The 15,596-nt window shown below is 51.4% G+C and carries 12 protein-coding genes; 9 read left to right on the forward strand and 3 right to left on the reverse strand.

The genetic code is table 11. From position 1 onward, the window contains the following. Positions 1-13: 13 nt before the first annotated feature. The gene (locus EZJ44_RS02935; RefSeq protein WP_131279948.1) at positions 14-1,141 is read left to right on the forward strand and encodes a hypothetical protein; all 1,128 of its coding nucleotides are present in this window, start codon (positions 14-16) and stop codon (positions 1,139-1,141) included. A gap of 117 nt (positions 1,142-1,258) precedes the next feature. Here EZJ44_RS02935 and carB read toward each other — a convergent pair whose 3' ends face one another. The 3 genes from carB to EZJ44_RS02950 form a co-directional block, all read right to left on the reverse strand. Then, a complete protein-coding gene (gene carB / locus EZJ44_RS02940; RefSeq protein ID WP_131279950.1) occupies positions 1,259-4,507 on the reverse strand; it encodes a carbamoyl-phosphate synthase large subunit in 3,249 nt (1,082 codons plus the stop codon). A gap of 81 nt (positions 4,508-4,588) precedes the next feature. Next, positions 4,589-5,719, reverse strand: a complete 1,131-nt coding sequence (gene carA, locus EZJ44_RS02945) for a glutamine-hydrolyzing carbamoyl-phosphate synthase small subunit (RefSeq protein WP_131279952.1) — start codon at positions 5,717-5,719, stop codon at positions 4,589-4,591. An 87-nt stretch (positions 5,720-5,806) separates the two neighbouring features. After that, the gene (locus tag EZJ44_RS02950; RefSeq protein WP_131279954.1) at positions 5,807-7,174 is read right to left on the reverse strand and encodes an L-serine ammonia-lyase; all 1,368 of its coding nucleotides are present in this window, start codon (positions 7,172-7,174) and stop codon (positions 5,807-5,809) included. 281 nt (positions 7,175-7,455) lie between these two features. Here EZJ44_RS02950 and thrS point away from each other — a divergent pair, with 281 nt between their 5' ends. From thrS to EZJ44_RS02990, 8 genes are all read left to right on the forward strand, one after another. Further along, positions 7,456-9,459 (forward strand): threonine--tRNA ligase, encoded by a 2,004-nt coding sequence (thrS, locus tag EZJ44_RS02955; protein ID WP_131279956.1) that lies wholly within the window; start codon positions 7,456-7,458, stop codon positions 9,457-9,459. Positions 9,460-9,533: 74 nt separating this feature from the next. After that, on the forward strand, positions 9,534-10,163 hold the full coding sequence (pgsA, locus tag EZJ44_RS02960) for a phosphatidylinositol phosphate synthase (protein WP_131279957.1): 630 nt from the start codon (positions 9,534-9,536) through the stop codon (positions 10,161-10,163). Positions 10,164-10,176: 13 nt separating this feature from the next. Beyond that, a complete protein-coding gene (locus EZJ44_RS02965) occupies positions 10,177-11,151 on the forward strand; it encodes a phosphatidylinositol mannoside acyltransferase (RefSeq protein WP_131279959.1) in 975 nt (324 codons plus the stop codon). Positions 11,152-11,156: 5 nt separating this feature from the next. Beyond that, positions 11,157-12,281, forward strand: coding sequence for a glycosyltransferase family 4 protein (locus EZJ44_RS02970; protein ID WP_131279961.1), 1,125 nt, complete (start codon positions 11,157-11,159; stop codon positions 12,279-12,281). Between the two features lie 12 nt (positions 12,282-12,293). Further along, complete coding sequence (locus EZJ44_RS02975; RefSeq protein WP_131279963.1) at positions 12,294-12,926, forward strand: hypothetical protein; 633 nt, start codon at positions 12,294-12,296, stop codon at positions 12,924-12,926. A 5-nt stretch (positions 12,927-12,931) separates the two neighbouring features. Next, positions 12,932-14,083 carry a PrsW family intramembrane metalloprotease gene (locus EZJ44_RS02980; protein WP_131279965.1) on the forward strand — a complete coding sequence of 384 codons (1,152 nt, stop codon included), beginning with the start codon at positions 12,932-12,934 and terminating at the stop codon, positions 14,081-14,083. After that, positions 14,064-14,687 carry an NUDIX hydrolase gene (locus tag EZJ44_RS02985; protein WP_241658562.1) on the forward strand — a complete coding sequence of 208 codons (624 nt, stop codon included), beginning with the start codon at positions 14,064-14,066 and terminating at the stop codon, positions 14,685-14,687. Before EZJ44_RS02980 ends, EZJ44_RS02985 begins: the two co-directional genes overlap by 20 nt. Positions 14,688-14,834: 147 nt before the next feature. Beyond that, complete coding sequence (locus EZJ44_RS02990; protein ID WP_131279967.1) at positions 14,835-15,596, forward strand: YebC/PmpR family DNA-binding transcriptional regulator; 762 nt, start codon at positions 14,835-14,837, stop codon at positions 15,594-15,596.

Below are 15,596 nucleotides of genomic sequence, written 5' to 3' on the forward strand. Positions count from 1 at the left end.
GGCGCGGGTGTGTGTGCGGTTGGTGTTGCGGCAGTCGTTTCAGGTGCAGCGTTCGGGGCGGTATGCGCCGTATATCATGCATAGTGGTTATGATGTGGAGCGGTTTGAGTCGTTGTTGCGTTTAGCGAGTGATGCTGTTGAGGCTCGTGATTTTCTTGGTGCGCGGGATTATGTTGCTGCTGGTTTAGATGTGTTGTTGGAAGAGGAGAAGCAGCCGAGGAATCTTGTGGCTTCTCTTGAGGATTTGATGGTGTTTCTTGAGGGTTTGGCTCAAGGTAAGGTTGGTGCTGATCGTGGGTTGGCGGCGTGGTTTAAGTTAACGCATTGGTGGCGGGCTAAGAATTCTTTGGGTGCTCCGATGGGATCGGGTGTTGAGAAGTTCACGTGGGGACATGCTGCTTTCTGTATGTTGTTTATCGGTATCAATGTGGTTGGTGCGATAATCGCGTACGGCACCAGATCTGTTTTTCCAGTGTTGGGGCTTTTTAATCTGTATTTTGTTATTTTTGCGAGTGCCGCTTATTTGTCGACGTATGTTAAGCGTTATCTTTTATGGGGGGCATCAGGTATTCTGGGGTATTTTATTTGGTCTGCTATTCCGCAAGAGATGTCTGGGATTCGGTACACGATGTGCGCCGGCGCGTTTGTTGGTGGCCTAGCTTGTTTCGGTATTGTTTATGAGCGGGTGTTTCGTAAATCGAATAGTTTTGGTGCGATGGGGAGGATTTGGGTTCGTCAGGTGAGCAAGAAGCGTTTTGATGTGGTTGTGGAAAATGAGTTTTTTGAGGTTGTTGATCGGTTTACGATAACGAAGTTTAAAGCTTTTTTTGAACCGATCATGGCTTTTAGTTTAACCGCCGACTTGGACACTGTTACTTGTATGAATGGTGATTTGTGTGATGATTCGTGGTTTCAGATCTATCCGGCGTTAACTGCTAACCGTGTGAAGGGATGGGGTAGGAATCTTGTTCCGAAGGATTGGAAAGATTCTTATGAGACTTCCCAGGGCATGGATGAGGTTGATTTTGAGAAGTATTTTTCCACCTTGGATGTGTCATTGATTCCACCGGGCGTGGAGTCAAATCCACGTCTTGCGTATTCGGCGTATGCCGATGATGCGAAGCCCAAGCATAAACAGTAACCCCATAGAAAAAACGAAACGTTAACAATAGGGAATAGGCAGGTTGTGAAGGTGAAGCCGCCACAACCTGCCTAGCCAAGCATTCAGATCAGCAGAGCCTAGTTCCCTAGCACACTGTTAGCTGATCTCGTGTAACTCCACAACGGCGTCGTCGTCGCTATGAGCGATTGCCGAGGTAATTGCCTTACCGCCAGCGATTGTGGTGTAAATCGGGATTCGCATAGCTAATGCTTTTTGGCGGATTTTCGCGCCGTCTGCCACCACTTGCCCTTCAGAGTTTCCAGTATTAACCACCAAGGAGATCTCTCCGTTGGTCATGGCATCAATGATATGTGGACGCGCCTCGGTACGCCGGTTCATGATTTGCACATGCACGCCATGATCAGCAAGGTACTGCGCAGTTCCGCGCGTGGCGCACAAGCCGAAACCGAGCATTTGCAAATTGCGGGCGATTTCCACGATTCCGGGTTTGTCCTTATCTTGAACGGACAAGAATGCCTTTCCTACCGTAGGTACGCTTCCGCCAGTTCCGATTTGTGCCTTGTGATAAGCCTGAGCAAATGACGTTCCACTTGCCATAACTTCACCAGTCGAACGCATTTCGGGACCAAGAATGGTATCTACACCAGGAAATTTTGCGAAAGGAAATACCGGAGCTTTCACCGACCAAACCTTCGGTGTGATTTCCTCGGTGCAGTTGAGCTCGGCGAGTGATTTGCCCACCATCACCAGCGCCGCGATCTTCGCGATTTGCCTGCCGGTTGCTTTGGACACGAAAGGAACGGTGCGCGAGGCTCGCGGATTGACTTCGAGCACGTAAATCTCGCCATCTTGCACGGCGAATTGCACGTTCATTAGGCCTTTTACTTTGAGGGCTCGGGCGAGCTGATAACTCTGATGCCGAATCTGGCTCTGTATTGATTCTGGTAGCGAATGTGGAGGCAAAGAACATGTTGAGTCGCCTGAATGCACGCCTGCTTGCTCCACGTGCTCCATAATTCCAGCGATAACGGCATTCTCACCATCGCAAATGCAGTCAACGTCCACTTCAATAGCGTGAGAAAGGAACAAGTCGAGCAGCACCGGATTCTGAGGTGACACATCAACCGCCTTGTGCATATAGTGACGCAACTGGTCGTCGTCGTAAACCACCTGCATGGCGCGACCGCCCAACACGTACGAGGGACGCACCATCAACGGATACCCGACTTCTTGCGCCATCTGGAGAGCTTCGTCTACTGAACGCGCGATACGATTTTCGGGCTGGAGTAGCCCACATTCGTCCACGATTTTTTGGAATCTCTCTCTGTCTTCAGCAATATCGATTGCCTCAGCAGAGGTTCCCACGATTTTCACGCCGTGTTCTTCCAATGCTCGTGCCAATTTGAGCGGAGTTTGTCCGCCATAATGAACAATGACGCCGGCAGGCTTCTCAACGTCCACAATATCGAGCACTTTTTCCAATGTTAGCGGCTCGAAATAGAGCTTATCGGAGGTGTCATAATCGGTGGAAACCGTCTCGGGATTGCAATTGACCATGATCGTCTCATAGCCCGCTTCGCGCAAAGCGAGGGACGCATGCACGCAGCAATAATCAAATTCGATGCCTTGACCTATCCGGTTCGGGCCGCCACCCAAAACCATGATTTTGCGCTGCTGCGTGGGATCGGCTTCGCATTCTTCCTCGTAGGTGGAGTAAAGATAAGCGGTTTCGCTCGCAAATTCGCCCGCGCAGGTATCGACCCGTTTGAACACGGGCGTTACGTTTAATTCTTGACGACGCCGGCGCACGTCGTCGTGTGAAACGCCGAGTAGCGCTGCGAGCCGCGTATCTGAAAACCCTTTTTGCTTGGCAATATATAGTATGTCGCGAGTTAATTGCTCCAAACTGAGTGTGCTGAGCTGGTTTTCTATCGCCACGAGTTCCTCTATCTGGGCGAGGTACCACGGGTCAATTGCGGTGAGCTCCTGTATTGCTTTGATCGACATTCCGGCGCGGAAGCCGTCGGCGATATACAAGATTCTGTCTGCCTTAGGAAGGGAAAGCTCTTGCTCAATAACAGCGATCTGTGCCGAATTCGATGTCGATGCCGGATGGTTTTCGGTGGCAGCGTGCGCGCCCGGGTACAGCTGCGAATCGAAGCCACTTAAACCTATCTCTAAACCGCATAGTGCCTTTTGGAGTGACTCTTGGAACGTTCTTCCCATTGCCATTACTTCGCCTACAGATTTCATCTGCGTGGTGAGATGAGGATCGGCAGCTGGGAACTTTTCGAAAGCAAAGCGTGGCACTTTAGTAACAACATAATCGAGTGCTGGCTCAAAGGAAATCGGAGTGGCACCGCCGGTGATATCGTTGCGGAGTTCGTCGAGGGTGTAACCCACCGCTAGTTTGGCTGCCACTTTCGCGATCGGAAATCCGGTGGCCTTTGAGGCTAGCGCAGATGACCGGCTCACACGCGGGTTCATCTCGATCACAATGATTTCACCAGTTTCAGGGTGAACGGCGAACTGAACATTCGAACCACCGGTATCTACGCCGATTTCTTGAAGCACGGCAATCGAGGCATTGCGTAGGAGCTGATATTCTTTGTCGGTGAGCGTTTGAGCTGGCGCAACGGTGATCGAATCGCCGGTGTGAATACCGCAAGGATCGAAATTCTCAATTGAGCACACGATAATGCAGTTATCAGCGCGATCTCGCACCACCTCCATCTCGAACTCTTTCCAACCCAAAATCGACTGTTCAATGAGCAGTTCGTGAGTGGGGGACTCTTCGAATCCACGCAGGCAAATATCGGTGAATTCATCTCGGTTATAGGCAATGCCACCTCCTGATCCGCCCATCGTGAACGACGGGCGGATCAGGGTGGGGAAACCAACAGCTTGCTGAGCCTGTATTGCCTCATCAAGTGTGTGGCACACAAAAGATTTCGGCGTATTCAAACCGATGCGTTCCATAGCTGCTTTGAATTTGCCGCGGTCTTCAGCTTTAGCAATCGCCTCTTCACTAGCGCCGATAAGCTCTACACCATATTTGGCAAGAACTGAATGTTTTGCTAGGTCAAGCGCGCAATTGAGCGCTGTTTGACCACCCATCGTAGGCAAGATGGCATCGGGTCTTTCGCGGGCAATAATTTTTTCCAGCGTGCGCCATTCAATCGGTTCGATATAGGTGGCATCTGCAACGTCAGGATCGGTCATAATCGTTGCCGGATTGGAATTGACGAGCACAATCCGGTACCCCTCCTCGCGCAGGGCTTTACAAGCCTGAGCTCCGGAATAGTCAAATTCGCAGGCTTGGCCGATCACAATTGGACCTGCACCAATAATCAAAATAGTTTTAAGATCTGCTCGCCTTGGCATGTGCAGTTATTTCCTTTCGATAGCAGTGGGGAGGGCAGACAGCTCGGCGCTTGTTCTTCGGTCATTTTTTGCCACGTGAACTCAGCCATTGTGTTTGTGCATAAGCTCAATGAAATGGTCAAAAAGAAAGCCCAAGTCGTGAGGACCTGGGCTAGCTTCGGGATGACCTTGGAACGAAAATGCTGGCTGATCGTTCAATTCAAGACCTTGGAGAGAACCGTCAAATAACGAAATATGCGTGACTTCCACATTGCTAGGCAACGAGGCCGGGTCAACACAGAATCCGTGGTTTTGACTCGTAATAAACACCCGATTGGATCGCAAGTCTTTGACCGGATGATTCGCACCGTGGTGTCCAAATACCATTTTTTGAGTGGCGGCGCCAAGTGCCAAAGCTAGTAATTGATGCCCTAAACAGATTCCAAAAATCGGAATACGTTCTTTGAGAATCTCTCTAATAGCCGCAACCGCATAAGTGCACGGTTCGGGATCACCAGGCCCGTTGGAGAGAAATACGCCGTGCGGTTTGAGTGCCAGCACTTCGCTTGCTGGTGTGGTAGCGGGAACGATATACACTTCGCAGCCACGATCGGCGAGCATACGGGCGATATTCGTCTTCATGCCAAAGTCATAAGCTACAACACGCCACGGCAGGGCATTGGGTTCGTCGAATTTACCATTAGGATTCCACGTACCTTCGCGATGTATGTGCAGGTGACCGCACGTTACTTCGCGCGCTAAATCTTTCCCTGCCATCGTGCCGAAAGCTTGGGCGAGCTTTTGGCCGTGTTCCACCGTAGCGTCGTCGCCCGTAAGAATCGCACCAGCTTGGCTACCTTTTTCGCGCAGTACGCGAGTAAGACGCCGCGTGTCGATTCCTGCAATTGCTACCGTTCCGTGTTCGCTGAGATAGCTTGGAAGATCGTTTTCCGCGCGGTAATTGGATACAAAAAACGGGACATCTCTTACGATCAGTCCCGAAGCAAATATTTGTGAACTTTCTATGTCTTGCGAATTGGTTCCCGTATTTCCTATATGAGGATAAGTGAGGGTGACGAGCTGTTGATAATATGACGGATCGGTAAGAATCTCTTGGTATCCAGTCATTGATGTATTAAAAACAACTTCGCCAACGGCTGTTCCTGCCGCTCCTACGCTGTAACCCTGAAAAGAGGTTCCATCAGCTAAGACTAACAGTGCTCTAGTTGTCATGGTTTCCATAGTAGGGCGAAAGTCCATGATCGCCAAGCGGATTTATATGTGAGTCCAGATACTAAAACGAATTTTTGCGACAGTGGTTCAACATTCGATCACATTGACGGCAAGGCCGCCGAGGGAGGTCTCCTTGTATTTCGACTGCATATCGAGGCCAGTTTCGCGCATAGTCTTAATAACCGAATCGAGCGACACGATATGCTTTCCATTACCACGCAATGCAGTACGAGCTGCCGCAATAGCCTTAACCGAGGCAATCGCATTGCGCTCAATACACGGCACCTGCACGAGTCCACCAACAGGATCACAGGTGAGCCCAAGGTTATGTTCCATGCCGATTTCCGCAGCGTTTTCTACCTGTTCGGGTGAACCGCCGAGCACTGCTGCCATCGCTCCTGCTGCCATTGAACACGCCGAACCGACTTCGCCTTGGCATCCCACTTCGGCGCCAGAAATAGACGCAGTATTTTTGAAAATAATGCCAATCGCACCTGCAGTGAGCAGGAAACGCACCACGGCGTCGTCGCAAGCACCGGGTACAAAATCAAGATAGTAGCGCAAAACCGCCGGAATAATTCCAGCTGCTCCATTCGTAGGGGCTGTTACAACACGCCCGCCAGCGGCATTTTCTTCATTCACTGCCAGCGCGTAGAAAGTAATCCAATCCATACCGCGCAACGGATCATTGCTTGCACCCTCAGAAGTCAATTTTTGATACAAGCCAGGAGCACGTCGCAATACGCGTAAAGAACCAGGCAGCATGCCTTCGGTTTCACTTCCATTGCGGATGCATTCATTCATCACATCCCAGATATGGAGCAAACCTTGGCGCACTTCGCTTTCGGAGCGCCAAACCTTTTCGTTCTCCATTGCCACCTTGGCGATAGATAGGCCTGTACGCTGGCAAATTGCAAGAAGGTCAGCTGCAGTTTCATAAGGGTAGGGGATTGCTGTCTCATCGGGAACGATGGGTTCCGACGGCGAAACGTCACCGCTCACCACAAAGCCTCCGCCCACCGAGTAGTATGTGCAGTGACGAAGACTCTCGCCGTTGGCATCAAAAGCCTCGAGAATCATACCGTTCGGATGAGCAGGAAGTTCGGTACCGCCGTCGAAAATAATATCGGAAGCGGGAGCAAACGTGATTGGAACTCGACCCGCGAGCAGGAGTTCGTGACTGCGTTCGACCTCCGCAATAGTAGGCATCACGGAGCGAGGATTGACGGTTTCAGGCACCTCGCCGAGCAGACCAAGCATGACGGCGACGTCGGTAGCATGCCCCTTGCCAGTAGATCCGAGCGAACCGTGGAGCGTACAGCGAATATTGCCTACTTTTTCGAGATCAGAGCCGAGTTCTTCAAGGAACATATTTGCTGCGCGCATTGGACCCACCGTATGGGACGACGACGGGCCAATACCAACTGAGAACAGGTCAAAAACGCTTAATGCCATGGCGTAACGGTATCTTAAATTTTAACTTTATGCACTTTCTTTCTGGGGTTTCGCTTGTGTTACGGGGGATTGAGGAAAATGTGCGGCGGAGTATTAACGAGAATGTGCGATGGCGCCGGTTGGACGCGCCGAAACCACGTACTGCCGGAACGCTTGGTAGTTAGTTTCCGCACGTCGTCGCTACACTTAGGGATTCTTTGACAGTTACGCGTAAACTACATACTGATCAAAGAAATAGCTGGGTGCCCTTGTAACGCAGCCAGCCAAGCCAGGAGGCAAATGTGAAACTGAGCATTGACGGAGAAAACGTAGCAATCGACGAAGCGATTAATGGAATCGACTATTTTGCTACTAACCGTTCGATTGTTGCATTGAAAGTAAACGGCGAGCTGAAGGATCTATCCACAGAGCTCACATCTCTTCCCGAAGATGCCCAGATTGAAACAGTGACGATTGGTTCCCCAGATGGACTCAATATTTTGCGTCACTCCACCACGCATGTGCTGGCTCAGGCAGTACAGAACAAATTCCCAGACGTGAATCTCGGCATTGGTCCTTTCATCACCGATGGTTTTTACTACGACTTCGGCAATATCGATTCTGTTACGCCTGAGCTGCTCAAAGAACTTGAAAAAGATATGAAGCGGATCGTCAAAGAGGGGCAGCGCTTTGTGCGCCGTGAGCTGTCTGAAGAGCAGGCACGCGAACTTCTTGCAGATCAGCCCTATAAAATGGAACTTGTTGATGCCAAGAGCTCCCAAGGTGACGACATTGCTGATGGTGCTTCCATTGAGGTGGGTGGCGAAACGCTCACGTACTATGAGAACGTGCGCCGCAATGGGGAAGTGGCATGGGGCGATCTGTGCCGTGGTCCGCACCTTCCCAATACCAAACTGATCGGGAACGGTTTTTCCCTTACCCGCGCGTCGGCCGCATATTGGCGCGGCGATCAAAGCAAGGATTCGCTCCAGCGAATCTACGGTACAGCTTGGGCATCTAAAGAGGATCTGCTCGCTTACCAGGAGCGTATCGCTGAGGCCGAACGTCGCGATCACCGCAAGCTTGGTAGTGAGCTCGACCTGTTCTCATTCCCGGACGAAATTGGTTCTGGACTCGCAGTGTTCCATCCTAAGGGCGGAATTATCCGCATGGAGATGGAAAATTATTCACGCGAAAAGCATCTCAAAGGTGGTTATGAGTTCGTCAATACTCCGCATATTACGAAGTCGAACCTCTATGAGCTTTCCGGGCACCTCGATTTCTACGCCGAGGGTATGTACCCGCCCATGCAGATGGACGAGGAGCGCGACGCCGATGGAAACATCACCAAACAGGGCGCCGATTACTACCTCAAGCCAATGAACTGCCCAATGCACAATCTCATTTACCGTGCCCGTGGGCGTTCTTACCGTGAGCTGCCGTTGCGTCTCTTTGAATTCGGTACCGTGTATCGAAACGAGAAGTCTGGTGTTATTCACGGATTGACGCGCGCTCGAGGCTTCACGCAAGACGACGCGCATATCTACTGCACCCGCGAGCAGATGAAAGATGAGCTTTCCGAGCTCCTCACATTTGTGCTTGATCTGCTCAAAGACTATGGTCTTGACGATTTCTACCTCGAACTTTCCACCAAGGATCCGAAGAAATTCGTTGGTGACGACGATATCTGGGAAGAGGCCACCCGCACACTCGAAGAAGTGGCGCATGAGTCGGGCTTGGAGCTCGTTCCTGACCCAGAAGGTGCGGCTTTCTACGGACCGAAGATTTCGGTGCAGGCAAAAGACGCACTTGGCCGCACCTGGCAGATGTCTACTATCCAGCTCGACTTTAACCTCCCACAGCGTTTCAACCTCGAATACACTGCGTCTGATGGCTCGCGTCAGCAGCCAGTGATGATTCATCGTGCACTGTTTGGCTCGATCGAGCGTTTCTTCGGTGTGCTAACAGAGCACTATGCGGGTTCATTCCCTGCTTGGTTGGCTCCTGTTCAGGTGCGGTGCGTTCCAGTGGCGGATGCCTTTGATTCATATCTGGACGACGTCGCTGCCAAGCTTCGCGAGCACGGCGTGCGTGTGGAAGTGGATAAGTCCGATGATCGGTTCCCGAAGAAGATTCGCAACGCATCTAAAGACAAGATTCCATTTACGTTGATCGCTGGTGGAGAGGACGTGGAAGCAGGAGCTGTGTCGTTCCGCATGCGTGACGGTTCCCAAGATAACGGCGTTCCGGTAGAGGAAGCCATCACACGCATTGTCGATCAGATCAAAAATCACGTAAACCAGTAGAGTGTTTGGTGCAGGCGTTTTTGAGGCGCCTGCACCAAACCAGCACCTGAAATTGATTTTCGTGGGGAGGATAGATGCTCAGTCGATCGGGTAGACCGCTGGCTCAGATTATTTTTGGGCCGATTGCGCGAGCATGCGTCAAGCTTGGTGTCAGCGCCAATACGATTACAGTCGTGGGCACTGTCATGACGATCGCCGCTTCGCTCTATTTCTTCCCTAGGAATCATTTACTTATTGGCACTTTGATAGTGACGATTCTCGTCATATTCGACAATCTTGATGGTCAAGTAGCGCGTTTGACCAATACCTCAAGCATTTGGGGTGCATTTCTCGATTCCACCATGGATCGCTTCGCAGATGCTGCGATATTCGCAAGTTTTGTGGCGTGGGGATACACCTCTGCCAGCGAGCCTACGCGGATTTGGGTGATGACCGGAGCTTTGGCTGCTCTCATTTTTGGCTCTATTGTTCCCTATGCTCGTGCGCGCGCCGAAGGCGTGGGGCTGAGCGCCAGCGTCGGAATCGCAGAGCGAGCAGATCGCCTAGTATTCGCCGGAATTTGTGTTCTTTTGGTAGGTTTCGGTTTGAGTCACTGGATTATGGCGGTAGGAATGTGGATACTCGCCTTGCTCGCATTTATCACTGTTATTCAACGCATGCACGTGGTGTATCAGCAGTGCAAGCTTGCGCCAAATAACCAGTAATTGAGCAGACCTTATGGATATTCTCAGGCTGGTTTCCCTCTGTGATCGCTTCGTGGCGAAGGTGCCCGACGGCGTTTCGCGCCGTGTATTTGAGGCGGTGGGCTTCGTCGTCGGCCTTAGCAATACGGGCGGCGTGCGCCAGCTTCGTAAGAATCAGCAAAGAATTGTGACGCTCGATTCCAAGCTTGCCCAACGCTGGCGAAGTGCGCAGGCAATGCGTTCCTATATGCGGTATTACCAGGAAGTTTTTCGGCTCAAATACCTCTCACCGGAGCAAATTCGCGCGCGTGTGAGCGGCGAAAACCTCGACGTGCTCGTCGACATCTTGTCGAAAAATTCATGCTCTGGGGCGCTCTTACACAGCGGAAATTGGGATTTGGCAGGCGCTTGGGCAACTCTCGATCTTGCACCAGTTCATACGATTGCGGAGAAGCTTGAACCGCCTGAACTCGCGCAGCAGTTTTTAGATTTTCGTGAGTCTTTGGGGATGAGTATCTATCAAGCTGTGCGTGGCAGCAATTCGATAGGCAAGTTAGCTGCGGATATGGATTCTGCTATTTGTTTTACGCCGCTGCTGTGTGACCGTGATTTGAGTGCTCGCGGTGTTGAGGTGGAGCTGGGTGGGCATCGCGCGCGCGTGGCACCGGGGGCAGCGATTCTTGCGATTCGTACTAATCTTCCGATGATTCCGGTAATGGTGGTGTGCGATTACTTCGGCAAGGATCGCCGGCGAGTAAAGAAAGCTGGATCGTCGTGGGGGATCAAACTCATTATCGGCGAACCAATATTGCCACCTCGCCATATTCCGGTGGGGGAGACTATTCCTGCAGAGCTTCTCATCGAGATGAACCAACAGTGGATGGATCAGATTCTGCCTATTTTGCGAGCGCATTTGACTGATTGGCACATGCTGCAAAAGTTGTTTGTTGACGATTTAGATTTGGCTCGATTGCAACGCGCGCTCGATGCTGAACCACGAGACGAGTGAGGCCCATGAAGATCGGAATTGCGTGTGGATATTCTTGGGATGTCGCCGGTGGCGTGCAGATTCATATTCGTGATCTGGCTGAGGAACTAATTTCGCGCGGTCATGAGGTAACGGTCATTGCGCCGTCGGAAAAAACTGAAGGACTCGAACCATATGTGGTTCCCGTTGGAGCAGCTGTGCCGATTCGTTACAACGGCTCGGTGGCGCGGCTAGCCTTCGGGCCGAAAGTAAATCGCCAGGTGCGCGCTTGGTTGCGAGACGAGAACCTAGACGTTTTGCACGTTCACGAGCCTTTTACGCCGTCGGTGTCCATGTTGGCGCTGATGAGCGCTCATTGTCCAATTGTTTCGACTTTTCACACCGCTATGGATCGCTCGCGGGCAATGACGCTTTCTGCTCCGATATTGGTGCCAATGCTTGATAAGATTCAGGCGCGAATTGCTGTATCAGAAGAGGCGAGAAGGACGGCGGTGCAGCACCTGGGCGGGGACGCGTGGGTGATCCCAAATGGCGTGAAAGTCTCACAGATGCAAATAAAGGAGCGCGACGAACGTTTCGTCGGCACACCGCAACAGCCGACTTTGGCGTTCTTGGGCAGATTAGACGAGCCGCGTAAAGGTTTGCATTTGGTGGCTGAAGCGATGCCGCATATTTTGCACGAGTATCCAGACGCGCGCCTATTTGTGGCAGGACGTGGGGATATCGAAAAGGCGCAGGCTCTGTTTGGTGACGCCGTATCCAACGTTGAGTTTTTGGGCGGAGTGACGGACGAGGATAAAGCTGCTTTGCTTGGTTCTGCTGACGTGTATATCGCGCCAAATACGGGTGGCGAGTCGTTTGGAATTATTTTGGTTGAGGCAATGAGCGCACAGGCGTGTATCGTGGCGTCCGATATTCCAGCTTTTCGGGCAGTACTGGAAAACGGAGGTTGCGGATTTCATTTTGAAAACGAAAACGCCGATGATCTAAGTCGAGTGATTCTACAGGCTTTGAGTGATCCTCAACTGCGCGCACAAAAAGCGCAGGCAGGCGCAGTGTCTGCGTGGAAATATGATTGGGGAACTGTGGCATCGCAAATTTTTGCTGTGTATGAAACGGCGATTAAAATGCAAAATGCCGGAATCGGATGACGGGAACTTCTCATGCCATCATTTCTCATCGCGCTCACGCTTGGTGCTTGTATACTGAGTGTGTTTATCGTAGTCGCGGCCGTTATTAGGGCACGCAAACTCAACACTTTGCATATCAATGCCGTGAAATCGCGTCGATTGCTGGAAAATGCACTCTTCTCGCGTGCGCAACATGCACAAGAATTTGCCGATAGCGGTGCGCTCGATATTGCCTCGGCAGTTTTGCTTAAATCTGCGGCTCAAGATGCTGCTCATGCGGTTGATTTGCCGCTGGTGGACGACGGTCTCGATTCGCTTTCGCTTAAGATTCCAGCCGGTACGATCGATGCTACGTATTCTGAGCTGGTTGCCTATTCTAAGGAGCGCAACGAGAACCTTGCCGCGGAAGATCGCTTGAGTGTGGAGTCGGAATTGAGTCGGGTATTGCAGCTCACGGTCGATGAATTAGATCGAGATGAGCTTGACACGCATGAAAAGCTGCTACTGAGTAAACTTGAGCGCGATCGGCGCGATGTGCGTATGACGCGGCGTTTTCACAATACCCACGTCTCCCAAGCCCGCCGCGTGCGCCGGAGTCGTTTTACACGTTCGTTGCGCTTAGCTGGGCGTGCGCCTATGCCGCAGACTGTGGATTTGGTGGATTGATAGCGATGAAACGACGGCGTGCTTCTGCGTATATTATTGCGATCCTTATGACGATGATCGGCGCTTTTGGCTTCTGGGCAATATTGCCCGAACTGTCTCGCCCTCAAGGTGTACATGGAGTTTTTGGTGCGGCTTTGTATGCCATTATCCCAGTGGTTGCTATCGGTTTCTTTGTGTGGCTCATCGACAGCTGGGAACCTGAGCCAATGTGGATGTATGCTGCGGCATTTGCTTGGGGAGCAGGTTCTTCGATTATTTTGGCGATTACGCTAAACGATTACGCAGGTGAATATATTGCCCACAACGCACTGATTGGGGCGGGCTCACAATCGGATGTGAAATTCTATCTCAGTGCTTACATTGCTCCATTGACGGAGGAATTTAGCAAGGGACTCGGCGTCATTCTCATCTATAAGCTCTTGCGCTCGTATTTTAACGGTCCTGTAGATGGCATCGTGTACGGAGCTTTAGTTGGATCTGGGTTTGCCTTCACAGAAAATATTTTGTACTTTGTGCGCAATTACGAGGTGATTGAGCAGGTTTTCAAAGTGCGTTTTCTCGACGGACCGCTCAACCACGAAGCATGGACGGCAGCATTTGGATTTTTCCTCGGATTCGCGGTGTTTACCAAGGGGAGAATTGCGCGTGCACTGTGGCTGGTACCTGCTTTTGCCAGTGCAATAGCAGGGCATTGGTTCAATAACGCTGCGCTGAGTTTTCCAGGCATGACGTATGAACGTTATGTAGTGTGGAGTAATGTGCCAATCGTTATTGTGATGACGGCTTTGGCGATTTACGCACGTTGGCAGCAAAAACGTTTCGTGGTGCAAGGCTTGCAGGACTACGTTGATGCTGGCTGGCTCCTTTCATCTGATATCGACATGATTTTATCGCTTGCACGCCGGCTCTCGGCTCAGCATTGGTCGGAAGTGCGGATGCTTCGGCGTGGTTCACCCAAAGGCCGCGGCACTGAAACGATGAAAGATTATCAAAATGCGCTTATTGAGCTGGGATATTTTCGCACCACTGCGCTGCGGATCGGCCAAGTTCAGACAGCTGAAAATCGTGAGCGTGAGCGATATTTGCTCAATGAAATTGTACGTTTGCGTACGATGTTTTTAGGAAACGAGGCGACGAGTGAAACAATCCCGGGTTGAGCCTTCAAATACGGTGCGTAATAACGGTGCAAGCAAAGACCTCGAATGCGAGATTTCTGATCAGCTTGAGCAAGAGTGGCCGCTAGACGAACAAGGATTTCCGCATCGCGAGGCTGCGCGAGTGGTCATCTTTAATCCTCGCCAGGAGGTGTACCTCATCAAGGGGCATGATTACGCCGATGTGAATCATGCCTGGTGGTTCACGGTGGGTGGCGGCAAAATGAGCGGCGAGACCGGTGCAGAAGCTGCGGCTCGTGAACTCGCCGAAGAAACTGGGCTTATAGCTGATATAAATCGCTTTGTGGGGCCAGTTCTATACCGTGAATCTACTTTCCGTTTTGTTAATAAGACCTCGAAACAAGACGAATATTTCTTTGTATTGCACGTTTCGGACGAAGAAAAGGCAATTATCGACGGCGGAGTGAATCGTTCGCTCACGGCGCTAGAAAAAGAAGTATTAGATGAGCACCGCTGGTGGAATCTTGAGGATTTGGCGCGAGCAGAAGACGGCGGCGAAACTGTTTATCCACTGAATTTTGTAACCATGGCACAGCGCTGGGCTGAGGGTTGGGATGGGCAACTTCTCACCGTGGTTGAGCACTGAGCACTGAGCCTGCGTCGTCGACGCTGCGTGCTGAAAAACCGAGCACTGAGCCTGCGGCGTGAGCGCACTCGCAAAGATAAATGTGAGCGTTTTTTGTTTTGCAATGTAGAATTGCTTGGTAAAGGTTTCGAAGAATAAGGAGATCTAGTGTCCGGACACTCTAAGTGGGCAACCACAAAGCACAAGAAAGCTGCGATCGATGCGAAGCGTGGCAAGCTTTTTGCGCGCCTGATCAAGAATATTGAAGTAGCTGCGCGTACAGGTGGACCTGATCCCGAAGGAAATCCAACACTTTTCGACGCGATCCAGAAGGCAAAGAAGAATTCGGTTCCGTCAGATAACATTGATCGCGCTCTTAAGCGTGCCTCAGGCGAAGGTCAAGACGGCGTTACCTACGAATCGATTATGTACGAAGGTTACGCATCGGGCGGCGTCGCAGTGCTGATCGAATGTTTGACCGACAACCGCAACCGTGCAGCTTCGGAAGTCCGCGTTGCGCTCACCCGTAACGGTGGAACACTGGCAGATCCAGGTTCGGTTGCCTACATGTTCGCGCGTAAAGGCGTTATTGAGGTGCCAAAGGCTGACGGCGTAGATGAAGATTCGCTGCTCATGGCAGTGCTCGATGCTGGTGCAGAGGAAGTTTCTGACGAAGGCGACGTATTTGAAGTGCTCTCGGAGCCGAACGACGTCGTCGCCGTTCGTACCGCGTTGCAGGAGAACGGAATCGACTACAACTCTGCTGAAGTGCAGTTTGTGCCGTCGATGAAGGTAGCCGTGGACAAAGAAGGCGCTTTGAAGGTTCTCAAGGTGCTTGATGCGCTTGACGATCTTGACGATATTCAGAATGTCTACTCCAATGTGGATATTCCGGATGATGTTATGGCTCAGATTGAGGCAGAGGGCTAA

Origin of the sequence: Arcanobacterium bovis, from assembly GCF_004331995.1 — a bacterium.
Lineage (GTDB): Bacteria > Actinomycetota > Actinomycetes > Actinomycetales > Actinomycetaceae > Arcanobacterium_A > Arcanobacterium_A bovis.